Source organism: Aquicoccus sp. SU-CL01552, assembly GCF_040365005.1.
Taxonomy (GTDB): domain Bacteria; phylum Pseudomonadota; class Alphaproteobacteria; order Rhodobacterales; family Rhodobacteraceae; genus Antarcticimicrobium.
On the sequence record NZ_BAABWV010000003.1, the window covers coordinates 138,107 to 160,023 of the forward strand.

18 protein-coding genes are annotated in these 21,917 nt (G+C 68.0%); 8 read left to right on the plus strand and 10 right to left on the minus strand.

All coding sequences use genetic code 11. From position 1 onward, the window contains the following. The first annotated feature begins 58 nt into the window (after nt 1–58). From ABWV23_RS04960 to ABWV23_RS04970, 3 genes are all read left to right on the plus strand, one after another. Nucleotides 59–466, plus strand: a complete 408-nt coding sequence (locus ABWV23_RS04960; RefSeq protein ID WP_353345555.1) for a MerR family transcriptional regulator — start codon at nt 59–61, stop codon at nt 464–466. A 128-nt stretch (nt 467–594) separates the two neighbouring features. Continuing rightward, the gene (gene polA / locus ABWV23_RS04965) at nt 595–3,405 is read left to right on the plus strand and encodes a DNA polymerase I (protein ID WP_353345557.1); all 2,811 of its coding nucleotides are present in this window, start codon (nt 595–597) and stop codon (nt 3,403–3,405) included. Beyond that, nucleotides 3,405–3,974: an NADPH-dependent FMN reductase gene (locus ABWV23_RS04970; RefSeq protein ID WP_353345559.1), complete on the plus strand. Its 570-nt coding sequence runs from the start codon at nt 3,405–3,407 to the stop codon at nt 3,972–3,974. Before polA ends, ABWV23_RS04970 begins: the two co-directional genes overlap by 1 nt. Here ABWV23_RS04970 and ABWV23_RS04975 read toward each other — a convergent pair. Next, nucleotides 3,944–4,723 carry a hydroxypyruvate isomerase family protein gene (locus tag ABWV23_RS04975; RefSeq protein WP_353345561.1) on the minus strand — a complete coding sequence of 260 codons (780 nt, stop codon included), beginning with the start codon at nt 4,721–4,723 and terminating at the stop codon, nt 3,944–3,946. The genes ABWV23_RS04970 and ABWV23_RS04975 overlap by 31 nt on opposite strands. Before the next feature lie 154 nt (nt 4,724–4,877). Here ABWV23_RS04975 and ABWV23_RS04980 point away from each other — a divergent pair, with 154 nt between their 5' ends. The 3 genes from ABWV23_RS04980 to ABWV23_RS04990 are packed head-to-tail and all read left to right on the plus strand — an operon-like array spanning nt 4,878 to nt 7,814. Beyond that, nucleotides 4,878–6,380, plus strand: a complete 1,503-nt coding sequence (locus ABWV23_RS04980; protein WP_353345563.1) for a caspase family protein — start codon at nt 4,878–4,880, stop codon at nt 6,378–6,380. Next, the gene (locus tag ABWV23_RS04985) at nt 6,377–7,153 is read left to right on the plus strand and encodes a hypothetical protein (RefSeq protein ID WP_353345565.1); all 777 of its coding nucleotides are present in this window, start codon (nt 6,377–6,379) and stop codon (nt 7,151–7,153) included. The genes ABWV23_RS04980 and ABWV23_RS04985 overlap by 4 nt, the downstream gene beginning before the upstream one ends. A 4-nt stretch (nt 7,154–7,157) precedes the next feature. Next, a complete protein-coding gene (locus ABWV23_RS04990; protein WP_353345567.1) occupies nt 7,158–7,814 on the plus strand; it encodes a hypothetical protein in 657 nt (218 codons plus the stop codon). Nucleotides 7,815–7,820: 6 nt separating this feature from the next. On the opposite strand, the gene ABWV23_RS04995 is transcribed toward ABWV23_RS04990, so the two are convergent. After that, nucleotides 7,821–8,657, minus strand: a complete 837-nt coding sequence (locus ABWV23_RS04995) for a M15 family metallopeptidase (RefSeq protein WP_353345569.1) — start codon at nt 8,655–8,657, stop codon at nt 7,821–7,823. Nucleotides 8,658–8,857: 200 nt separating this feature from the next. Here ABWV23_RS04995 and ABWV23_RS05000 point away from each other — a divergent pair, with 200 nt between their 5' ends. Both ABWV23_RS05000 and ABWV23_RS05005 read left to right on the plus strand, forming a co-directional pair. Further along, nucleotides 8,858–9,427: an OmpA family protein gene (locus ABWV23_RS05000; RefSeq protein ID WP_353345571.1), complete on the plus strand. Its 570-nt coding sequence runs from the start codon at nt 8,858–8,860 to the stop codon at nt 9,425–9,427. A 30-nt stretch (nt 9,428–9,457) separates the two neighbouring features. Continuing rightward, on the plus strand, nt 9,458–11,611 hold the full coding sequence (locus ABWV23_RS05005) for a serine/threonine-protein kinase (RefSeq protein WP_353345573.1): 2,154 nt from the start codon (nt 9,458–9,460) through the stop codon (nt 11,609–11,611). A gap of 42 nt (nt 11,612–11,653) precedes the next feature. Here the strand turns inward: ABWV23_RS05005 and ABWV23_RS05010 are convergent, their stop codons facing one another. The 8 genes from ABWV23_RS05010 to ABWV23_RS05045 all read right to left on the minus strand — a co-directional run bounded on the left by ABWV23_RS05010 (nt 11,654) and on the right by ABWV23_RS05045 (nt 21,910). Beyond that, a complete protein-coding gene (locus ABWV23_RS05010; protein WP_353345575.1) occupies nt 11,654–12,376 on the minus strand; it encodes a PP2C family protein-serine/threonine phosphatase in 723 nt (240 codons plus the stop codon). Continuing rightward, nucleotides 12,373–13,050 (minus strand): type VI secretion system-associated protein TagF, encoded by a 678-nt coding sequence (tagF, locus tag ABWV23_RS05015; protein WP_353345577.1) that lies wholly within the window; start codon nt 13,048–13,050, stop codon nt 12,373–12,375. The genes ABWV23_RS05010 and tagF overlap by 4 nt, the downstream gene beginning before the upstream one ends. Next, nucleotides 13,050–16,628, minus strand: a complete 3,579-nt coding sequence (gene tssM, locus ABWV23_RS05020; RefSeq protein WP_353345579.1) for a type VI secretion system membrane subunit TssM — start codon at nt 16,626–16,628, stop codon at nt 13,050–13,052. Before tssM ends, tagF begins: the two co-directional genes overlap by 1 nt. After that, nucleotides 16,625–18,061 (minus strand): type VI secretion system protein TssL, long form, encoded by a 1,437-nt coding sequence (gene tssL / locus ABWV23_RS05025; protein WP_353345581.1) that lies wholly within the window; start codon nt 18,059–18,061, stop codon nt 16,625–16,627. The genes tssM and tssL overlap by 4 nt, the downstream gene beginning before the upstream one ends. A gap of 16 nt (nt 18,062–18,077) precedes the next feature. Further along, entirely contained in the window at nt 18,078–19,418 is a 1,341-nt protein-coding gene (tssK, locus tag ABWV23_RS05030; RefSeq protein ID WP_353345584.1) for a type VI secretion system baseplate subunit TssK, read from the minus strand. A gap of 64 nt (nt 19,419–19,482) precedes the next feature. Next, nucleotides 19,483–20,991, minus strand: coding sequence for a type VI secretion system-associated FHA domain protein TagH (gene tagH / locus ABWV23_RS05035; protein WP_353345586.1), 1,509 nt, complete (start codon nt 20,989–20,991; stop codon nt 19,483–19,485). A 7-nt stretch (nt 20,992–20,998) separates the two neighbouring features. Then, nucleotides 20,999–21,298, minus strand: a complete 300-nt coding sequence (locus ABWV23_RS05040; RefSeq protein WP_353345588.1) for a PAAR domain-containing protein — start codon at nt 21,296–21,298, stop codon at nt 20,999–21,001. Between the two features lie 18 nt (nt 21,299–21,316). Further along, nucleotides 21,317–21,910, minus strand: a complete 594-nt coding sequence (locus tag ABWV23_RS05045) for a DUF6931 family protein (RefSeq protein WP_353345590.1) — start codon at nt 21,908–21,910, stop codon at nt 21,317–21,319. Nucleotides 21,911–21,917 lie beyond the last annotated feature (7 nt).

Sequence of the window (21,917 nt, forward strand, 5' to 3'; positions counted from 1 at the left end):
CTCGTCTTCTGGGTCGTTTTGCCCTACCTAGGGTCTATAGTCACTATAGGGTCAAGCGATGAAATCCGAGGATCTGAAGATCGGCGACCTGGCCCGGGCGACCGGCACCAAGGTCGTCACCATCCGGTATTACGAGAAGATCGGCCTGCTGCCCGCGCCCGCCCGCAGCGCCGGCAACTATCGCAGCTATGACGGCGCGGCGTTGCAGCGGTTGCGGTTCATCCGGCGCTGTCGCGACCTGGGGTTTTCCCTTGAGCAGATCCGCGAGCTTCTGCTGCTGTCGTCGGAAACCGGGCAGCCCTGCGCCGAGGTGGACGAGATCACCGCGGTTCACCTGGCGGAGGTCGAGCGCAAGATCGCCGATCTGCAGGCGCTGGCCGACGAGTTGCGGCGCATCTCGGCGCGGTGCAGTGGTGGCGGCACCATTTCGAACTGCCGCATCCTCGAGGCGATGACGCCGGGGTAGTGACGTGGGTGGGGCGGCCCCTGCCTTCGCGGGGAAGACAGGGCGTGCCGTGACCGCCATTGCCACTGGCCCCCGTGCGGCACCCATGGCATTACGGGCGGGCATCACCGGCAAGGGGGACGAGCGTCATGACATTCGGCAAGGGCTGCCATCTGCACCTGATCGACGGATCGGCCTTCATCTTTCGCGCGTTCCACGCGCTGCCGCCGTTGACGCGGAAATCCGACGGGCTGCCGATCGGCGCTGTCTCTGGCTTTTGCAACATGCTGCAGAAATACGTCGAGGATGCCAGCGGGCCGGATGCGCCGACCCATGTGGCGGTGATCTTCGACAAGGGCAGCCACACCTTTCGCAACGACATGTACGACCTGTACAAGGCCAACCGCGAGGAGATGCCCGAGGCGCTGCGGCCGCAGATGCCGCTGACGCGCAAGGCGACCGAGGCCTTCAACATCGCCTGCAAGGAGATGGAGAATTACGAGGCCGACGACATCATCGCGACGCTGGCGGTGCAGGCGCGCGCGGCCGGCGGACGGGTGACCATCATCAGTTCCGACAAGGACCTGATGCAGCTGGTCGGCGGCGGTGTCGAGATGCTGGACGCGATGAAGAACCGGCGCATCGACCGCGACGGGGTGCGGGAGAAATTCGGTGTCTACCCGGAGCGGGTGGTGGATGTGCAGGCGCTGGCGGGCGACAGTGTCGACAACGTGCCCGGCGCGCCGGGGATCGGGATCAAGACCGCGGCGCTGTTGATCAACGAATACGGCGACCTGGAGACGCTGCTGGACCGCGCCGAGGAGATCAAGCAGCCCAAGCGGCGCCAGACCCTGATCGAGAAGCGCGAGCAGATCGAGCTGAGCAAGAAGCTGGTGCAGCTGGATGAGAACACGCCGCTGGACTTCACGCTGGACGACCTGGAGGTGCGCGACCCGGACCCGGAGGTGCTGTTGCCGTTCCTGGCCGAGATGGAGTTTCGTACCCTGACCAAGCGCATCGCCGACAAGCTGGGCGTCGAGCCGCCGGTGATCGTGGAGAAACCCGCCGCGATGCCGGGGGACGAGGGCGACGCGGCGCCGGAAGCGGTGCCCTTCGATACCGCCGCCTATGAATGCGTGCGTGATCCGGCGGCGCTGGTGGCCTGGATCGCCGCGATCCGCGACCGGGGCGTGGTGGCGGTGGATACCGAGACCACCGGGCTGGACGAGATGGTGGTCGACCTGGTCGGCATCTCGCTGAGCACGGGGGCGGGCAAGGCCTGTTACATCCCGCTGACCCACAAGGCGGCGGGGCGCGGCGACGACCTGTTCGGCTCGGACGACCTGGCCGAGGGGCAGATCAGGCTGGAGCAGGCGTTGGACCTGTTGCGGCCGGTGCTGGAGGATCCCGCGATCCTCAAGATCGGGCAGAACATGAAATATGACGCCAAGATCTTTGCCCGCTACGGCGTCAACGTGGCGCCGATCGACGACACCATGTTGTTGTCTTACGCGATGCACGCGGGGCTGCACGGGCACGGGATGGACACGCTGAGCGACCGCTACCTCGGGCATCAGCCGATCCCGATCAAGCCTCTGCTGGGGTCGGGCAAATCGGCGATCACATTCGACCGGGTGCCGATCGAGGATGCCACCGCTTACGCCGCCGAAGATGCCGATATCACCTGGCGCCTGTGGGAGACGTTCAAGCCGCAGTTGCACCGCGAACAGGTGACCACGGTTTACGAGACGATGGAGCGCCCGCTGGTGCCGGTTCTGGCCGAGATGGAGATGACCGGCATCAAGGTGGACCGCGACGTTCTGAGCCGGATGTCGAACGCCTTTGCCCAGAAGATGGCCGGGCTGGAGGCCGAGATCCACGAGTTGGCGGGCGAAACCTTCAACGTCGGCAGCCCCAAGCAGCTGGGCGAGATCCTGTTCGACAAGATGTCGCTGGAGGGCGGCAAGCGCGGCAAGACCGGGGCCTATGCCACCGGCGCCGACGTGCTGGAGGACCTGGCCGCCGAGGGGCATGACCTGCCGGCGCGGGTTCTGGACTGGCGGCAATTGAGCAAGCTGAAATCGACCTATACCGACGCCCTGCAAGATCACATCAACCCCGACACCGGGCGGGTTCATACCAGTTACATCATTTCCGGAGCGGCGACCGGGCGGCTGGCCTCGACCGATCCGAACCTGCAGAACATCCCGGTGCGCAGCGAAGAGGGGCGGCGCATCCGCGAGGCCTTCGTCGCCGACGAGGGCAAGGTTCTGCTCAGCCTCGACTATAGCCAGATCGAACTGCGGATCCTGGCGCATATCGCCGATCTGCCGGGGATGAAGGCGGCCTTTGCCGAGGGGCAGGACATTCACGCGGCGACCGCATCCGAGATGTTCAACGTGCCGCTGGAGGAGATGACGCCGGAGATCCGGCGGCAGGCCAAGGCGATCAATTTCGGGGTGATCTACGGGATTTCCGGTTTCGGGCTGGCGCGCAACCTGCGGATTCCGCGTGGTGAGGCGCAGGGGTTCATCGACCGCTATTTCGAGCGGTTCCCCGGCATCCGGACCTACATGGACGAGACCAAGGCGTTCGCCAAGGAACACGGGTTCGTGCGCACCCTGTTCGGGCGCAAGATCCACACGCCCGAGATCAACGCCAAGGGGCCGCGCGCCAGCTTTGCCTATCGCGCGGCGATCAACGCGCCGATCCAGGGCACAGCGGCGGACGTGATCCGGCGGGCGATGATCCGGATGCCAAAGGCGATCGAGGATCTGCCGGCCAAGATGCTGTTGCAGGTGCATGACGAACTGATCTTCGAGGTCGACGAGGATGCCGCCGACACGGTGGCCGCGCGCGCCCGCGAGGTGATGGAGGGGGCCGCCGATCCGGTGGTGCATCTGGACGTGAAGCTGACGGTGGATGCGGGCAAGGGCGCGAACTGGGCCGAGGCGCATTGATGGGCGGGCGGACAGGTGGCTCCGCCCTGAGACTGCTGGCGATATCGGGCAGCGCGCGCCGCGCTTCGACCAATACCGCGATGCTGCGGGCGGTGGCCGAGGTCGCGCCGCCGGGGATCGAGATCACGGTCTTTGACCGGGTCGGCGGCCTGCCGGTGTTTTCGCCGGACCTTGAGGAGGGGCCACCGCCCGCCCCGGTTCAGGCGTTCATGGAGGCGATCACGCGGGCCGACGGGCTGATCCTGTCCAGCCCGGAATATGTGCACGCGATCCCCGGCGGGCTGAAGAACGCGATCGACTGGCTGGTTTCGGGCGAGCATATCATCGGCAAGCCGGTGGCCCTGATGCATGCCTCGCACCGGGGCGACGACATGCTGGCGGCCTTGCGGCTGGTGCTGTCGACCGTCACCGAACGGTTCGCGCCGGATATCTTCCTGCGGTTGCCGCTGATGAAGATGACGCCAGAGGCGATCATCGAGGCCGTTGGCGCGGGGCCGTATCGGGACGAGGTGCTGGGGTTTCTCGACGGGTTCGCCGGTTATTGCCGGGCCGGGCCGGAGACGCCGTAACTCTGCATCCACCCTAGGCTGTCCTCGGTCCTCGCGGTGCCGGGGGTGTATTCCGCGCTGATCCAGCCGTCGTAGCCGCTGGCCTCGATCTGTGCGAACAGAGCGGGGAAATCGACAGGGCCGACGTCCAACCGCGGTTCGCTGCGGTCCGGCGGCGCGCCAAGCTGGACATGGCGCACCAGCGGCGCATGGCGGCGCCAGGTGGTGATCGCATCGCCGTGAATCCGATGGGCGTGGTAACTGTCGTATTGCAGGCCGAGGTTGGGACGCGCGACCCGAGCCAGCACCCGCGCAGCCAGATCGTAATCGTTCATCACGTAGCCGGGCTGATCGGCGGGGTTCAGCGGCTCGATGGTGAAGGGTTGATCCGGCGCCCGGTCGGTGAGCCATTGCAGGTTGGCGATCAGGGTGTCTTCGGCGCGCGGATCGTCGGTGTATCCCGCCATCACGTGAATCGCGCCGGGCCGCAGGATCGCGGCGCGTTGCAACACATGTTCCATGGTGGCGCGAAAGGCGACCTCTCCCCCCGGCAGGGCGGGAAAGGCGGCATCGGGGCCCGGCGGCGGCGCGTTGATCAGGGCCAGCGCCAGCCCGTGGGCGTCCAGCGCGGCGCGGATGTCCCGGGCGGCGTGATCATAGGGAAAGAGGATCTCGACCCCGTCGAACCCGGCGCGGGCGGCGGCGGCGAAACGCGCCATGAACGGCAGTTCGGTGAAGAGCAGCGAGATATTGGCGGCAAGGCGCGGCATGGGCAGGCTCCGGTCTGCGGGCGGGCCGACTATCCGGTTTGGCGCCGGGGCTGGCAAGGGGAGGTCGGTCGCGGGATTCCCTTCTTTCTTTTTCACTGACGTAGGGTAAGGTTGAAAGAGGATTTGAATCAGGTTTTTCAGGACTGGAATTGCCATGCGAGCGCTGCGCGTTGTCGTGATCTGGGCGATGTGCCTGCTGGCCCCGGCGGCCTGGGCGGCGGGGGACCGGGTGGCGCTGATCCTCGGGCTGGGGGCCTATCAGACGGTTCCGGCGCTGGACAACACCCGCAACGATGCCAGCGACATGGCCCGCACGCTGGAGGACATCGGCTTTGACGTGACCCTGTCGCTGGACACCACCGGCGAGGAGATGCGGCAGCTGTTGCAGGATTTCGCCTTTCGCTCGGAAACCGCCGACCTGGCGCTGATCTATTTCGCCGGGCACGGGGTCGAGGTGCAGGGCGAGAATTTCATGATCCCGGTCGATGCGCAGGTGTCCAGCAACCTCGACGTGCAGCGGCAGTCGGTGTCGTTGAAGCAGATGCTGGCGGCGGTGGAGCGGGCGCGCAAGATGCGCATCGTGATCCTCGACAGTTGCCGCGACAACCCGCTGGGCGATGCCATCGACCTGAGCCAGAGCACGCAGGCGGTCGCGACCACCACGACCAGCGAGACCACGCGCGGCGGTGGCGGGCTGGCCCCGGCGGACCCGGATCGCGGCACGCTGGTGGCCTTTGCGGCGCGTGACGGCCAGGTGGCGCTGGACGGGCGCGGCGACAACAGCCCCTTTGCCCGCGCGCTGATGAGCAAGATGGTGCAGCCGGGGCTGGAGATCAGCCTGATGTTCCGGCAGGTGCGCGACATGGTCCTGAGCGAGACCGGCAACCTGCAGGAGCCGCATACCTATGGCTCGCTCACCGGGGTGCCGTTCTATCTTGCCGGGCCAGGCGCGGGACAGGACCCCTCGGCGGCGCCCAGCGCGATCGACGCCTGGGCGGCGATCAAGCCAGACCAGGAGGAACAGCTCCTGGCACTGGCCGAGCTGGGCGACACCCGCTCGATGCTGGGGCTGGCCTATATCCGGCTGAACCCGAACGAGGGGCGGTTCGACCCGGCGGCGGCGGTGGATTTCCTGACCCGCGCGGCCGAGGCGGGATCGCCCGAGGCGCAGTTCGAACTGGCCAAGCTCTATGAGCGCGGCACCGGCGTGGAACGCGACGAGCCGCGCGCGCTGGCGCTGTACCGCGAGGCGGCGGCGCAGGATTACGCCGACGCGATCAACGACCTTGGGTTCCTGCATTACCAGGGTGGGCTGGGACTGCCGGCCGATCCGAAAAAGGCGCTGCGGTTCTTCGAGCGCGCCGCCGACCTGCGCCATCCGCAGGCGCAGTTCAATTTCGCCGCGCTGATCGACGACGGGCTGATCCCGCAGAAGGGACCGGAGGATGCGGCGCATTACCTTTACGAGGCGCTGCGGTCGGGCAGTTCAGATGTACTGCAACTTTTGAGTGAGAGACCCACCATGTTCAAGGATGCGACCCGGCGGGCCCTTCAGGCCAAGCTGAAACAACATGCCTTTTATACCGGTGCCATCGACGGCGATTTCGGCCCCGGCACGCAGCGCGGCATCCGCCGCGCCTACGGGATCGAGGAATGAGCCGGGCGCGCGCCCTGCTGGCGGGGCTGGCGGTTGCCGCCGGGCTGGCGGTGCCGGGAGCACGGGCGCAGGAGGCGGTGGGCATCGGATCGCTGCCGCCGGCGCCGCAGGCGGCCAAGAACCTGACGCTGCTGTCGATCCCCTCGGCCACGGTGGCGCCGCACGGGCTGGGGTTTGCCTCGCTCGGGCTGACTTCGAAGCGGGGCGGCACCGGCAACGATTGGGACGGGTCGATGTCGCTGGGCGCGGGGCTGGGCGATGCGGAGCGGGCGGTGGGGCTGCAAGTCACCGCCAACATCACCTCGCTGTCGAGCAATTTCGGCGATTCGGGGTATTTCGAGGCCAAGCTCGCCCGGCTGGTCGTGCCGGGCGACTCGCCGCTTTACCTGGCGGCGCAGGTCGAGGGGCTGGCGCGGTGGGGTGATGCCAGCACGGTGCCACAGCGGGGGCGGATCATGGGCACCTGGTTCACCGACCTGTCGGCGGGCAACGACCTGTTTCCGCTGATGGTCACGGTCGGCTATGGCAGCCACCTGCGCAACGGCAGCACCGATCCGGGCGTCTTTGCCGGGGCCGGGATCGGGCTGACCCGCAATCTCGGGGTCTCGGCGGCCTGGACCGGCGAGACCATGGACCTGGGCGCGGCCTGGCGATTCGACGGCGCGCCGGGCATGACGGTGAGCGCCGAGATCAACGATGCCACCGACCGGTTGGGAAGCCGGCGTTTCTCGATCACCTTCAGTTTTTTCCGACCCAACCTGTTCCGGAGTTGACCCCATGAGCCTGTCCCTGCCCGCCCTGACCGCCGCCGCAGCGCTTGCCCTGACCGGCGGGGTCACGGACCCGTTCGGGGACAAGTCCCCGCTGCATCTGGCGGGCGGCGATGCGGTGGGATCCTCGCCCACCTTCGTGCCCTATGGCTATGGCGCCGCACCAGCGGGCCGCAAGGCCACGCCGAAGACCAGCGCGGCGGCGACCTCGCAGATCGTGGCGGCGCTGCAGCAGGCGACGCGCTATTGCGGCTGGCTGCAACGGGACGGCAAGGGCGAATACGTGATCGACTGTCTCGCCGAGCGGATCGACGATGTCAGCCGGGGCATGGCGGGCCAGCGCGGCTATGCGCAGGTGCGCGCGGTGCTGGACGAGACCGCGCGCGGGCTGAACGAGGTGGCACGCACCAACCGCGCTGCGGCGCAGCGCCCGACCCGGTTCCGCACTCGGGACAAGGGCGGCGCGGTGACCACCACAAACCGGCGGCTGGTGCCGGTGGAGCCAGCCCGGCAACAGGCGGCGGTGGCGCAGGCGCTGGCGGTGATCAGCGAGGCGGAGACGCGGTTGCTGCGTTCGGCAGAGGATCCGTCGGTGCGGGGCGCGCAGTTCCAGCGCATCGCCGCGGCGGTGGGATCGAACAAGGTGCTGCTGCGGTCCCTTTAGGGCGGCTCAGATCAGGCCGGAGTCGAACCACTCGTCGAACTTTTCCTTGCTGATCTCGAAGTGCATGCTGTCCTCGCGCCCGAAGCCGGCGCCCCAGATCCAGCCCTCGGCGCGGAAGAAATCGGCCAGGATGGTAAGGCCGAGCTGGGTCTTGCCGTCTGCGAGGTTGTCGAGGTGACCGTCGATGTTGAGGTCCAGCGCCATGCCGTAGCTGTGGTTCGAGACCGAGGTCGCGGAGCCGCGCACCAGCCGGGTACAGAGCGACCCGGAGGTGTTGATCTTGGAGTAGAGGTCGGGATCGGCGCGTTTGATCTTCTCGAACACGGTGCGCAGGGACTCGGCGGCCGGTTTCAGCATCTTGACCCGGATCGGGCCGACCTTTTCCAGCACCAGCAGATCGGCTAGCCGCTTGTTGGTGATCGACTGGCACTTGTCGGTGAGATCCTCGCGCGGGCGACCCAGCTTGCTGACCAGGTAGCGCGAGGACATCACCGTGAGCCCGCGATTGACGTTGCGCCGGTTGGCGATGAAGACGACCTGCGCATAGGCGTCGAGGATGTCGTTGGGGCCGGACTGGCGAAAGGTCTGGTCCTCGGGGTCCGGTTGCAGCGCCATGCCCTGGCCGGATTCGACGCGGTTCAGCGTGCCCTCCATCCCGTCGAGGCGGGCGGTCAGGCTTTCGACCTGCTGGCGCAGCATCTCGATCTCGATCCGCGCGCCGGAATCGATGCCGCCGCCCCCGCCATTGTCGTCCTCGGCCAAGAGGTGATCCAGCCCGACCCAGATCACAGGAACCAGCAGCAGGGCGATGGCGATTATCAGGGCTGGTACGAAACGCAGCATGGACCCTCCTCCACTCCTGCCCATTTGAGCCCGTTCCGGGGATTCGAGTAAAGGGGCAATGCGCCCCCTGCCGGGTTTCGGCCGCTCGGCGCCGGGCCTGCGCCGGACCCGCGCCGGAACTGAAAAAGCTTTGCCGGAACCGGGGGCGTGGTATAGGATTCAGGGCGTCTTCATTCATTTTTTCACAGGGGGGACAGGACATGGTCCGACTCGCCACGCTTTGCTTTATTGCCATTTCCGCCGCCCTGGCCCTGGGTCCCGCGCCGGCCAGCGCGCAATCCGACATGACCGCCGAGGAGATCGCCGAGGCGTTCAAGAAACAGAAGACCCGCGGGCTGGTGATCGTGCCGTCGGGCCAGCAGGCCGGCAGCGACAGCGGCACCTCGGTGGCCCCGGCGATGGAGGCCCCGGCCGATTACGCGGCGGTGGACAAGGCCGACCAGGTCAACATCCAGATCTCCTTCGATTTCGACAGCGCCGCGCTGCGCGAGGACCAGAAACCCAAGCTGGCCACGCTGTGCCAGGTGATGCAGTCGGTCGACGTGGCGGTGTTCCAGATCATCGGCCATACCGACAGCGCGGGCGGGGCAGCCTATAACGAGCGGCTGTCGCTGCTGCGCGCGCAGGAGGTCAAGCGCCACCTGGTCGGCGAATGCGGCATCGCGGAGACCCGGCTGAAGGCGATCGGCATGGGCGAGAAGGCCCCCTATGACAACGCCGATCCGCGCGCCGACGTGAACCGCCGTGTCGAATTCCAGGCCCTGGGCTAGGCATGCCGGGGCGGCCCCAGGGGTGACGCGATGACCGAGTCGCGCCCCGGAGACACCTTTCAGCCCGGCGATCTGGTCAACAACACCTATCGGATCGAGGCGATCCTTGGGCGTGGCGGCACCTCGGACGTGTACAAGGCGCGCAGCGAGATTTCCGGGCGGCTGGTGGCGCTGAAGATGTTGAAGTCGGAGTTCTCGGGCAACGAGGATTACCTGACCCTGCTGACCCGCGAGGAGGAGATCCGCGAGATCCGCCATGACGCGGTGGTGCGCTATTCCGAGAACCACCGGACCGAGGACGGGCATGTCTATCTGTTGATGGACTACGTCGAGGGGCCGGGCCTTGATCGCAAGCTGAAACAGGGGCCGATGGCAGCCGGGGACCTGTTGACCGTGTGCCGCCGGGTGGCGAGCGGCCTGCAGGCGGCGCATGCGCGCGGCATCGTGCACCGCGACCTGAGCCCGGACAACATCATTCTGCGCGGCGGCGATCCGGCCGAGGCGGTGATCATTGATTTCGGCATCGCCAAGGATACCAACCCGGGCGCGCAGACCATCGTCGGCAACGAGTTCGCGGGCAAATATGCCTATGCCGCGCCGGAGCAGCTGAGCGGAAAGACCGATGCGCGTTCGGACGTCTATTCGCTTGGGGCGCTGCTCCTGGCGAATTTCCGGGGCGCGGCGCCTAAGCTGGGCAAATCGCCGATGGAGGTGTTGCAGCGCAAGGGCGAGCGGCTGGACACCGAGGGCGTGCCGGAGCCGCTGAAGACGCTGATCGACCGGATGTGCGACCCGGACCCGGAGCGGCGGATGCAGAGCGCGGCGGAGGTGCTGGCGTTTCTCGACGCGCCGGAACCCGGAGGGGCTGCAGCGGGCGACACGGCGGATGACGAGGCCACGGTGATCGCGCCGGCGGTGCAGGCGCCACGCCCGCAGGGGGTGCCGGAAAGCAAGGCCGCACCGGCGCCTGAACCGGGGAAATCGCGCGGCGGGCTGATCGCGGCGGTGCTGGCGCTGATCCTGGTCGGGGGCGGCGCGGGCGGCTATGTCGCCGGGCTGTTCGACGGGCTGCTTGGCCCCGCCTATCCGGTGGCCGAGCCATATGTGCTGGTGGCACAAAAGACCGGTGGCACGGTCGAGATGGTGGGCAACGCCCCCTCGGAGGAGGTGCGCGATGCGCTGAGCGAGATCGCCAGCGGCGCGGCGGAATTGACGCTGGCCAGTGGCGCCATCGCCGAGAGTTGGGGCGCGGACGTGCTGGCGACGCTGCAACCACTGGACGCGCTGGAGGAGTGGCGGCTGTCGGTCAAGGGCAACCGTGGCAAGCTGAGCGGGACCACCACCGACCGCGCCGTGCAGGAGCGGCTGGCGGAACAATTCGACGGCCAGCTGCCCGGCGCGCTGGAGGGAACGGTGGAGATCGCGTTCCGCGAGATGTTCCTGCCGGCCGAGGCGCTGCGCCCGATCCTGGCCGCGCAGGCCGATTGCGGCGCGCTGACGCTGGCCGATCCGCCCGCCACCGGCTATGGCCCCGAAACGCCGGTGACGGTGACCGGGCGGGTGGCCGGGACCGCGACGCGGGTGACCCTGTTCGACGCGCTGCGGGCACGGGCGGGCGATCGCAAGCTGGTGCTGGACGTCGAGGTGCTGAACCCCACGCTCTGCCTGATCGAGAGCCACCTGCCGCGCGCGCCCGCAAACGGCATCGGCGTGGGTTTTCACGTGGGCGAAACCGGTGCGCCCAACCCCTCGGGGCGGTTTTTCGTCGGCGAAAACCCGGTGATCGACGTGACCCTGCCGGAGGATGTGACCGACGGGTTCCTGACGGTGTCGATCCTGGACGTGTCGGGCAACGTGTTTCACCTTCTGCCCAATATCAACCGGCCGGACAACGCGGTGGCGGCGCTGCGCGACGGGGCCGATGGGCCGGTCGCGGTGCGGGTGGCGTTCAGCCTGGCCGAGGCGGCCGAGAGCGGCGGGCTGGCCTTCAAGGTGGACGACAGCACGCTGGGCAAGAGCAAGGTGGTGGTGCTGCATTCCAGCGCGCCGCTGTTCGACGGGCTGCGACCGACCTCGGAATCGGCGGTCGGCTATGCCGAGGCCTTGCAGGCCCATGCGCAGGGCAACGACGGCGCGATCCTGTCACTGGACAGCCGGATACTGGTGACGGCGGCGAAACCCTGAGCAAAGTGGGCGCTGCCCTTCGCTTTGTTCACCTGGCACCGGTTACAGCACGTCCACCACGATCACCGAGATATTGTCGGCGCCGCCGCCGGTCAGCGCCACCTGCATCAGCTCGTCGCCGACCGTCTCCAGCGGGGCGCGGGCGAGCAGCCGTTGCAGCAGCCCCTGGGTGGCGTATTTGGTCAGCCCGTCGGAACAGATCAGGAAGCGGTCGCCGGTGGCCAGCCGTCCGCGGATCTTGTCAAGCTCCAGCACCTCGCCGACGCCGACGGCGCGGGTGATGGCGTTGGATTGCGGATGCTGTTCGGCCTCGTCCCAGGTCATCTGCCCGGCCAGCACCAGTTCGGCCACGGCGGAGTGATCGGTGGTCAGCATCTCGATCTGCCCGGCGCGCAGCCGGTAGATGCGGCTGTCACCGGCCCAGAGGCCGACGAAATGACCGTTGGCCATCATCAGTGCGGCGACAGTGGCGCCGATCACGCCGCGTCCGCGCGCCTCGGCCTCGGCACGGATGGCGCGGTGGGCGCCCTGGATCGCGTCGCGCAGGGCGTGCATCCGGGCGGTGGGGTCCAGGCCGACGGGGATCGTCGCGATGGCATCGGCGATCAGGCGGCTGGCGAAATCGCCGGCCTCGTGCCCGCCCATGCCGTCGGCGACCACCCAGATATTGTGATCCGGCAGCGCCAGTACCGCGTCCTCGTTGATCTTGCGTTTCAGCCCCACGTGGGTCTGGGCGGAATAGCGGTAGGGATGCAGATCGGTCATATCGGGCGGGCCTCGCTCCAGATCGGCGCGTTGAGGTCGAACAGCCCCCGCGCAATGACGTCGTTCGGCAGCCCGTCGCAGACCATCATGCGGGGGGCGCCCGCGATATCGGCGCTCCACAGGCTGGGGGTGGCGTATTGCCCGGCCAGAAGACCCGCCGCCAGGTCCCCCGGCAGGGTGTCCTGGCCCGACTGGGTCAGCACCAGGCAACCGCCGGCGCGGCGCAGCGGCGCGGTGGCCCGCATTTCAGGTGCCGGGATCGCGGCCAGGTCAGCCTCCAGCCGGTCGCGCGTGGCGGCGTCGTCGAGCGCCGAGAGCGCCACCTCTTCCAGCCGTGCGAACAGCGCCGTTTCGCGGAAATGGTCGAGCGGGGCCGGTCCCGGCGTGTCGAGCGCCGCCATCAGCGTGAGCGGAAAGCGCCGCCCGACCCGATCGACCGAGGGCATCAACACGCCCATCACCTTGCTGCGTCCGGCCAGACCGGGGGCCAGTGCAAAGCGCCAGATCGGCGCGGTCATGTAGTGGCCGTCCCACTCCGCGCCCAGCGCCGCCTGTCCCGCCAGCATCGCCCCCTGCAGCCAGGGATCCCAGGCCGAAACGAAGCCGGGCGGCGCCGAGACCCGGAAGAAATCGCCGACGGCGGGCATCTTTCCGAAGGCGCCGAACCCCGCCATCAGAGCGACTCGGGGCAGCTGAACTTGGTCAGCGCCGGCAGCGCAAAGGGGTTGATCACCGAGCTGACCTGGAGATCGAAGATCGCCAGCCGCGCGCCCACGATGAAGTTCACCCGCTTGCGGTCGGCGACGTTGAGCGAGCGGATCTCGGCGGCGTCGAGCAGCCGGAACCAGGCCCAGGGCCCGTCGCGCGAGAGCACGCTTTCGGTGTTGCGCCGGGCCGGCTCGAAGCTGACCCGGGCCAGCCCGACGGTGCCGGGCCAGGTCACCGCCACCGGGGTCGGCAGCCCGCCGCGTTGCTTGAAGCCGATCTGCTGGCCGTGCACCTCGAGCAGGACCGAGCGCGCCTTGTCGCTGAGCCCGTAAGGCGTGATCTGGAACTGGATCTGCGGCTGTGGCCCGCCGGCAAAGAAGGCCTCGCGGATCTGCGAGGCATAGTGGAACTGTTGCAGCACCGAATTGGAGATGCCGAGATCGACATCGTTGACCCGTTTCCACGTCCAGGGGCGCGAGCGGGTGTCGACGAATTTCACCAGGTTCTCGTTGAAGAAGGTGTCGATCAGCCCACCGGGCGCGAAGAGCTTGGCAAAGTCCTGCACCCCGACATCGGCCCGGGCGCGCGGGTTGAACGGGTAGCGGTTGGCCAGCGCCTGCTTGCAGAACGGCAGCACGCTGGCCTGCCAGCGCGCGTTCATCGAGGCGCGGGTGCCGTCGGCGGCGATCCCGGAGGAGCCGTTGGCGATCTGGGTGGCCCAGCGTGGCACCGGCCCCTCGATCCTGCTGGCCGCCTGCTGGAACCGCAGGATCGCCTCGCCGCCCTCGCTGCCGCCGGAGCTGACGCCGCTGAACGACATCTTGTTGAGCTCCTGGTAGACTTGGGTCAGCACGTCCATCATCTGGTCGAGCTGCGAGGGCTGCCCCTCGGGGCGGTCGACCAGCCGGTGCAGCCAGTCGAACCGCTCTTCGACATAGGCGCCGGGCGGTTTCGGCGGGGTGCCGTCGCCGCCGGTGGTGGTGTTGAGCAGTGCCTCCATCAGGATCTGGCCCTGGATCGAGAGGCTGGAGCGCGCCTCGATCGCCGCGACGGCGCCGGCGCCCTGGCTGAGCGACTCGGTGTTCAGCGCCGCGCGGTCCTCGGTCAGGCGGGTTTCCTTGCCGACCTCGGTGAGGATGTTGACGATGGGAGAGGTCGGCCCGGAGAGCACGTTGGTGACCTCGACCGCGTGGCTGAGCGATTCCATCGGGATGATGTCGATATCCGCCAGAAGCTGGTCATAGCGGGTGATGAAATCGTTGTAGTAGAGATCGAGCACATCGCGGCTGAGCGCCAGCAGCGCGGCCTCGGTCTGGGTCGCCTCGCCCCGGGGGCCAAGCACCCAGCTTTCGTTCTGGACCCGTTCGGCGACGCTGACCGCCTCGGGCAGAAAGACATTGTTGAACCCGTCATAGGTGAAGATGCCAGGGATGCCGTCGTTGAGCGGCTTGCCCGAGGAGCGCACCAGCACCCGCGCCACCGCCGGGCCGCCGATCTCGGTGATGCGCCACTTCGGCAGCGCGGTCGCCTTGGTGCTGTTGATGATGCCGTTGTAGACCCGTTGCGCCAGCGGCATTTCGGTCAGGATGCCCTGCACCCGTTCGACCAGCGGGCCGTTCAGGGCGATTTCCTCCATCGGCTGCGACAGCAGCGCGTCGAGGTGGCCAGACAGATCCGCGCGCAGCTCTTTTCGCTGGACGCCGGGATAGGCGATCTCCCAATCGACCGTCATCCAGTCGCGCACCAGGTCGGCGTTCATCGGCCCCTGCAGCCCCAGCATCAGGTAGATCTTGAGCGCTTCGTACAGAAGGTCGGGGTTGTTCATGTTGCCGGTGATCTGCTCCTCCAGCCGCAGCAGCAGCCGCGGCAGGAATCGGCGGTTGAGCCCGGCGCGATAGGTCTGCGCGGCCTGGGTGCCGATCACCTCGCCCTGGTAGAGGCCATAGCGCAATTCGCGGGCCGGCGTGGGATCGGTGAGCACCGGGTTGCCGGGCATGTCGCGCAACTGGTTCAGCGCGATGACCACGGGGGGCAGATCGGTATCGCCCACCGGGCTGGGCGGCAGGGTGTCGGCGGCCTGCTGATAGGCGTCGACCTGTTCGGCGGCCTGCGCGATCAGATCGGTATTGCCGAGATACGAGCGCAGCCAGAGTCCGCCGGTGGCCAGCGCGATCAGCACGGTGGCGGCGATGGCGGCGCGGCGGGTCCAGCGATAGCGGCGCTCGACCTTGTCATCGGCCGAGACCAGCCCGGCCTCGGGAAAGATCACCCCCTCGAACAGCCGGGTCAGGAAGAACGACCGCCCGCTGCCGCTGCCGCTGCCGATGGCCTGGCGGCCGATGCCGAAGGTCTGGGCCATGCCCAGCATCAGCCGGTCGATCGGTGTGCCCTCCTGCGTGCCCGAGGTAAAATAGATCCCGCGCAGCATGTGGCGCTTCTCGTACCGATTGTCCTGGAACACCTCGTTGAGAAATTCGCGTGCAACCCGGCGCATGGAGGCGACCTGCGCCGGGAACCCGGCGACCAGCGCGCGGCGCTGGTGATCGGTCTCGGTTTGCAGCCGTTCCAGCAGTTGCCCGTTGAGCCGGCCCAGCAGCGCGCCGAATTCCTCGTCGAAGCCGGCGATGGGCGAGGCCTCGCCCTTTCCCTTTTCCAGCGGCAGGGTGAAGCCCCAGACCTGTTCGCGGTCCTCCTTGCCGAGGTTGTCGAAATACTCGGAGAAGCCGGCGATCAGGTCGGCCTTGGTGAACAGCACGTAGACCGGGAAACGCACGCCCAGACGCTCGCGCAGCTCGTTCAGGCGCATACGCACGGCGCGGGCGTGGTTCTTCTGGGTCATCTCGTCCTGCAGCGACAGGTCGCTGAGGCTGATGGCGATCATGGCGCCGTTGACCGGCTGCCGCTTGCGGTACTTTTTCAGCAGGCCGAGAAAGCCCAGCCATGCGGCATTGTCGGCCTCGGCGTCGCTTTCCTGCGTGGTATAGCGCCCGGCGGTGTCGATCAGCACCGCCTGGTTGGTGAACCACCAGTCGCAGTTGCGGGTGCCGCCGACGCCGCCGATGGCGGATTTTCCCAGCTTCTCGGCCAGCGGGAATTGCAGGCCGGAGTTGACGATCGCCGTGGTCTTGCCGGCGCCGGGGGGCCCGATCATCACGTACCACGGCAGTTCGTTCAGGTGGCGGCGGCCGTTCTTGGACTTGCGCAGCTCGGCCAGCGCGGTCTTGAACTTGCCGCGCAGCTCGCCCAGCTCCTCGGAGGTGATATCGGCGTCGTCGGAGGTGTCGACGGCCTCGGCCATCTCTTCGGTCATCTCCTTGTCGCGGCGGCTGCGGCGCCAGAAGACCAGGCCGATGATCAGCAGGAAGAACAGCCAGAGACAGGCCAGCGTCACCACGCGGGCGAGGATGCTGTCGAACGGGCGCCAGCCCTCGGTTCCAATCAGCGGCGCGAAATACCAGATGCAGACCGAGAGCACGGCGGCGGTGATGATCAGCACGGTATAGATCGAGCGGAACAGCGGAAGGATGAAACGGCGAAGGATCATTGCCCCTCCTCCTGGACCAGAAGAACCTCGATGCGCCGGTTTTTCGCGCGGCCTTCCCTGGTCGCGTTATCCCCGATCGGTTCCTTGTCGGCGCGCCCCTCGGCACTGAGCCGGTCGGGATCCTTGAGCACACGGGCCATCCCGGCCATCACCGATTTGGCGCGTGCCAGCGACAAATGCATGTTCGAGGGAAAGCGCGACGAACGGATCGGCACGTTGTCGGAATGGCCGGCCACGATCACCGGGCCGGGTTCGTCGTTGAGCGCCTCGGCGACCCGGTTCACCGGGGACACGAAGCGATCCTGCAGCACGTCCGAGCCCGAGGAGAACATGCCAGAGCCCTTGATCCGGATGATCAGCGTATTGCCCTTGCGGAACACCTCGACGATGCCGTCGTCGATCTCGGCCTGCAGGAACCCGGTGACCTTTTGCAGCTGCACTTCGGAGGCGGGCGGCGAGGGCGCCGGAGGTGGCGGCGGCGCGCGACGTTCCAGCGTGGCGACCGGGCCGGATTCGATGGTCGAAAGCTGGCCCAGCACCCGTTCCGTCGAGGTCGAGAGCGCCCAGCTGAGCCCGGCGAATTGCAGTGTCAGCAGCGCCGCGACCACGGCAACGGCGATCCAGACCACGCGCCAGGCCGACAGCGGTTTGAACGGTTTCTCGACCCCCTCCCAATGGGGCGAGACATCGCGTTCGAACGGGCCACGCTGGGCGCGGATGATCCGGGCCAGCGCGCCACGGATGCGCAGGTGCTTGTCCGAGCCGCCCTGTTCCACCCGCAGCCGCCCCTCGAAGCCCAGCGACAGGCACATGTAGAGAAACTCCAGCATGTCGATATTGGCCGAGGGTTCCTTTTCCAGCCGCGCCAGCAGGTCATAGAACCGGTCGCCGCCGACGGTTTCGCGATGGAAGGTGCCGACCATGGATTGCAGGCCCCAGCTCGACTGGCCGCCCCAGGGGGTGTTGAGCACCACGTCGTCCAGCGTGGCACAGAGCGCGTAGCGCGCCACCTTGACGGTTTGCGCGGCGATGCCGGCCTGCAGCGCGCGGTTCTCGAATTCGCGCACCTCGGCGACCACGCTCTGGCGCAGCTTGTCCGGGTCCATGTGCTGGGCGCGGTTGCGGATGCGGCTGATCAGCGCGAACAGGGTCGAGGCGCAGGCGATCAGCTGGTTCATCCCGGTCAGCACCGGCCGGGTCTCGCGCGGGGGGGCCGACGCCGGGGCGGCGGGGCCGGAGGATTGCGGCACGCCGAAGGCATCGCCGCCCGCCTGTCCACCGCCCTGCCCGCCACCGGCGGGTTGCGGCGCAAGCGGATCGGGCGCGACAGGTGCGGCGGGCGCCGGCTGTGACAGGCGGCCACCGGGATTGGGTTTGATCACCGTCTTGTCGGTGTCGTCCGGTTCGGCAAAGGGATCGTCATGGTCGGCCATCGTGTTTCCCAATCGCTCAGCTGTTGCGGATCGCCCAAAGCTCCATCTTGAGCCCCGGGTACTGGCCCGAGACATGCACGGCGATGCCGCCGGAGGTGGTCATCTTGCCCCAATAGGGGCTGTCGGCATCGAGTTCGAAATAGACCACGCCGGAATGATAGGGGATCTGGCGCGGTGCTACCGGCAGCGGCCGCAGGGTGATCCCCGGCAGGGCCGAGTTGACCAGCTGCCGGATCTCCTCGACCGGGCCGATCTTGGCCTGTCCAGCGAAATGGCGGCGCACGTCCTCGGAGGGGATGTCGGCATCGACGGCCAGAACGAAGCCGGCGTTTCCGATCAGCTTGCGGTCGGCGATGACGCCGACGCTGATGCCGTATTTGCGCGCCTCGAGCTTGATCGGGATCGCGGTCTGCTCCAGCACCGACGACAGGTACTGCCGCAGGGTGCGGATCACCGGGGTGAAACAGGTGGTCAGGTTGTCGTGGGTATAGGGCGGAAACGCGGGCGGCTGTTTCTCGGAAGTCATGAACACCGACAGTTCGCCCGCCAGCCCAGCGCAGGTGCGGAACAGCTCCTCGGGGTGCAGGTTCTCGATGGTGCCCATGTGGCGCACCTGCGGCAACATCCGGTTGATGATGGTCAGCAGCAGGAAATCCGAGACCTCGGCCACGCCACGGGCGGCGCCGCCCTCGGACAGGCGCCCCGCCAGCGCCTGCATCCGGTGCGACAAGAGCCCCTCCAACTCGCGCAGGAACCCTTCGAGCGGCAGCGCCGCGCGGATGTCCGTGCAGGCGGGGATGAAGGATTGGTCGAGCACGATTTCCTTGTCCGGGCGCACCTCGATGATGCGGGCCACCGGGATCGCCAGCCGGTCGGCCAGGTCGTCGACCGCCAGCGCGAATTGCAGCCGCATCTTGCCGACCCCCAGAACCACCGGCTTTTTCTCGGTGCTCATGGTGTCGATCACCTCCTGCTCGGCCGGGCGCAGCCGGCTGGCCGACATCTCGGCGCCGGACAGGTCGACCTCGGCGGCGCCCTGGCGGCGTTGCGGCACGGTCAGGTGAACGATGCAGTCCTTGATGGTGTCGGGCACCTCGAGCGCGGGCGGATGATCGTCGGCCATCGGCACCCGGAACACGGTGCCGTCCTGGGTGAGCCCGGCGCAGGACTTGAGCGCGAACTGCCCGATCTTCAGCGCCTCGTGGTCGATCTCGAGCGTGTTGAACCCCCAGCCATAGGGGCGCAGCCGACGGGCGAGACCCGCGACCAGCGCCTCGGTATAGCGGTCGGCCTGCTGGAAATGGTGGGGTTGCAGAAACAACCCTTCGGTCCAAAGTACCTTGCTGTCCCAGGACAAAAGGCATCCTCCTTGTTGCCACCCTCGCGGGGCGTCTTGTCATTGGTCGCCGGGCGGGCCGGCGTTAATCCTTGAGCTTGTCCAGCTGCGTCTTGTAGGCGCGCGCGAATTCGCGGCTGAACAGGTCGTGAAAATCGTTTTCCGCCTCGTCCGAAAGCTCGGCGTAGATCTTTTCGTAAACTTCCCAATAGCGGGCCTTGCGACCCTTGAGCAGGCTGCCGATGGCGCCGGAGGTCTCGATCCGGTCGGCGACGACCTTGGGGTCGAGCCGGGCCAGCACGCCCTTGAGCGCGGCCTCCATGCCGGTAACCATGGCGATCTCATGCGCCTTGATGTCGTCGAGCGCCTGCTCGGCGGCGGTCTCGGCGCCGAGGTAGCCCTTGCTTGCCGGGCGAACCATCGCCTCGATCGCCTGTTCGGGGCTGATCGAGAATTTCAGCGGGTTGTTGCCGCCGGCGCTGATCATCGTCTGTTCGATCCGGAACTCGGACTTGATCGAGGTGCGCGTCATCAGGATCTCGCGCAGGCCGGTGACCAGGGTCTTCATCACCCGGCCCATGCGACCCATGGTGGTGACCAACTGCGCATCGTCGAGATCGAGGTCTTCGGCGCCGACCCCTTCGAGAAAGGCACGCGCGGCGTCGGTGCCGAGGATTTCCTGCTCCGCGCCGGGGGTGGCGCGGCGGGCCGGTTCGGGGGCCTGACCGGCGATCTGGTCGGGCGCCGGACCGGGGGGCGTATCGACATCGGGCGCGGTGTTGGGCGGGGTCCGGTGCGACACCTCGGGCGGGGCCTGCGGTGTCGGGATCGGCGGCACATGCGGCGCGGGGTCGGGCGCGGGGGGCAGTTGATCGGGCGCGGGGGCGGCCGGGGCATCGCCACCGCCGCCAACCAGGTCATCATCCCAATCCTCGGGGATCACGGCGCCGCCACCCGCCGCCTGCGGCGTGAAGCTGTCCTGCGCCGAGGGGTTGTGCGCGGGCAGGCTGGCACCCGCGCCGCCGCGCCCGTCGTCCGGCTTGGCAAAGAACGGATCGTCGTCCTCCAGCGGCGGCATCAGCTCGTCGATGGGGTCCACCGGGTTGAGTTGCGACGGGCCGGTGGGGGCGGTGTTGTCACCCAGCAGATCATCGAGGAAATCGCCGCCCGGCCCGGCATCGTCCAGCAGGCCCAGCGGATCAGGCGCGTTCTCGGCCACGCCGGGCGAGGCCACCCCCTGCGCGGCGGGGGCGGCGATGGGATCGTCGGCGGGCAGATCGGCGGCCAGCCGGACCACCAGCTCATAGGGGCCGAGGCACAGCACGTCGCCGTCGTTGAGTGGCGTCGGCGTGCGCCCCAGCGGGATCTTGGCATAGTTCAGGAAGGTGCCGTTGGTGGACAGGTCGACCACCATCACGTTGCCGTTGTGATCCTCGATCACGAAATGGTTCTTGGACAGGATGCGGTCGGGGTCGGGCAGCACCAGGTCATTGGCCGGGCCGCGCCCCACGGTCAGGCTGCCGCCCTGCATCCGGATGGGGCGGGCGTTGCCCGGAACGGTGCCCGAGGACTGGAATGTGAGCGTGACGGCCATGGCGCGGTCAGCCTCCGGTGAGCACGGTGAATTCGCCCTTCATGATGGCGCCGCCGCAGGCGCCCAGATCGCCCAGCCGCGCCGCCGGCAATTTGCCGATCAGCACGGTCATCGAGCCCTTGACGATCGGGTGCGGCGGGGCCGAGGCATGCATGTCGGACACCCGCGCGGCGGGCAGCTTGCCGACCAGCACGGTGGGCAGGCAGGGCGGCATGATCGGCATCGGCGCCGGCGGGGCCGGCGGTACCGAGACCACCGGCACGTTGCACAGGTGCAGGTCGGTCAGTCTGGCTTGTGGCGTCCCCATGTCGCGCGTCCCCCCTGCCTATGCTTCTTCCAACTGGACCTGGCCGTTACCGCCCCGCCCGATGTCGAGCGCGCGGTCGACCAGCAGCCACCCATGTTCTTCGAACCTATCAGACAATTCCCCCAGTGCTACCATATTCATGGCAAAGGCGGCGGCCTCGGAGGCGCCGGCGGGGGCGGGGTATTGCGCCAGGTCGCCCGGCCCCAGCGTCCCGTCGGCATAGAGCACGGCGGTGGCGCAATGCACGGTGTCATCGTCCACATAGGCGTGGTCGAGGGACCTGCGCGCGGCCTCGCGGTTGTCCTCGGACGGGTTGTAGACCCAGGCCTCGGCGGCGATCAGCGAGGGCGGGTCGTTCTCCGACCGTGGGCCGATGTAGTCGCGGGCCGCCATGCAGGCCCACCAGACCCGTTCGCGCGGCGGCAGCAGGATCGCCAGCAGGCGCAGCAGGTCGACCAGCGCACGTTTCTCGTGCAACTCGGCCAGCACCACCTCGGCGGGGGCGCTGGCCGGCGCGTCGAGCCGGGTCTTGAGGATCACGTTGCAGCGCGACAGCAGCTTTGCCACCGGATCGCGCGGTACCTTGACCAACCCTTGGAAATTGTCACTCATTTCGGTC

Excerpts from the sequence above, each read along its gene's own strand:
- ABWV23_RS04960 (WP_353345555.1), top strand. The coding sequence starts at position 59 with ATGAAATCCGAGGATCTGAAGATCGGCGACCTGGCCCGGGCGACCGGC.
- polA (WP_353345557.1), top strand. The coding sequence starts at position 595 with ATGACATTCGGCAAGGGCTGCCATCTGCACCTGATCGACGGATCGGCC.
- ABWV23_RS04970 (WP_353345559.1), top strand. The coding sequence starts at position 3,405 with ATGGGCGGGCGGACAGGTGGCTCCGCCCTGAGACTGCTGGCGATATCG.
- ABWV23_RS04975 (WP_353345561.1), bottom strand. The coding sequence starts at position 4,723 with ATGCCGCGCCTTGCCGCCAATATCTCGCTGCTCTTCACCGAACTGCCG.
- ABWV23_RS04980 (WP_353345563.1), top strand. The coding sequence starts at position 4,878 with ATGCGAGCGCTGCGCGTTGTCGTGATCTGGGCGATGTGCCTGCTGGCC.
- ABWV23_RS04985 (WP_353345565.1), top strand. The coding sequence starts at position 6,377 with ATGAGCCGGGCGCGCGCCCTGCTGGCGGGGCTGGCGGTTGCCGCCGGG.
- ABWV23_RS04990 (WP_353345567.1), top strand. The coding sequence starts at position 7,158 with ATGAGCCTGTCCCTGCCCGCCCTGACCGCCGCCGCAGCGCTTGCCCTG.
- ABWV23_RS04995 (WP_353345569.1), bottom strand. The coding sequence starts at position 8,657 with ATGCTGCGTTTCGTACCAGCCCTGATAATCGCCATCGCCCTGCTGCTG.
- ABWV23_RS05000 (WP_353345571.1), top strand. The coding sequence starts at position 8,858 with ATGGTCCGACTCGCCACGCTTTGCTTTATTGCCATTTCCGCCGCCCTG.
- ABWV23_RS05005 (WP_353345573.1), top strand. The coding sequence starts at position 9,458 with ATGACCGAGTCGCGCCCCGGAGACACCTTTCAGCCCGGCGATCTGGTC.
- ABWV23_RS05010 (WP_353345575.1), bottom strand. The coding sequence starts at position 12,376 with ATGACCGATCTGCATCCCTACCGCTATTCCGCCCAGACCCACGTGGGG.
- tagF (WP_353345577.1), bottom strand. The coding sequence starts at position 13,050 with ATGGCGGGGTTCGGCGCCTTCGGAAAGATGCCCGCCGTCGGCGATTTC.
- tssM (WP_353345579.1), bottom strand. The coding sequence starts at position 16,628 with ATGATCCTTCGCCGTTTCATCCTTCCGCTGTTCCGCTCGATCTATACC.
- tssL (WP_353345581.1), bottom strand. The coding sequence starts at position 18,061 with ATGGCCGACCATGACGATCCCTTTGCCGAACCGGACGACACCGACAAG.
- tagH (WP_353345586.1), bottom strand. The coding sequence starts at position 20,991 with ATGGCCGTCACGCTCACATTCCAGTCCTCGGGCACCGTTCCGGGCAAC.
- ABWV23_RS05040 (WP_353345588.1), bottom strand. The coding sequence starts at position 21,298 with ATGGGGACGCCACAAGCCAGACTGACCGACCTGCACCTGTGCAACGTG.
- ABWV23_RS05045 (WP_353345590.1), bottom strand. The coding sequence starts at position 21,910 with ATGAGTGACAATTTCCAAGGGTTGGTCAAGGTACCGCGCGATCCGGTG.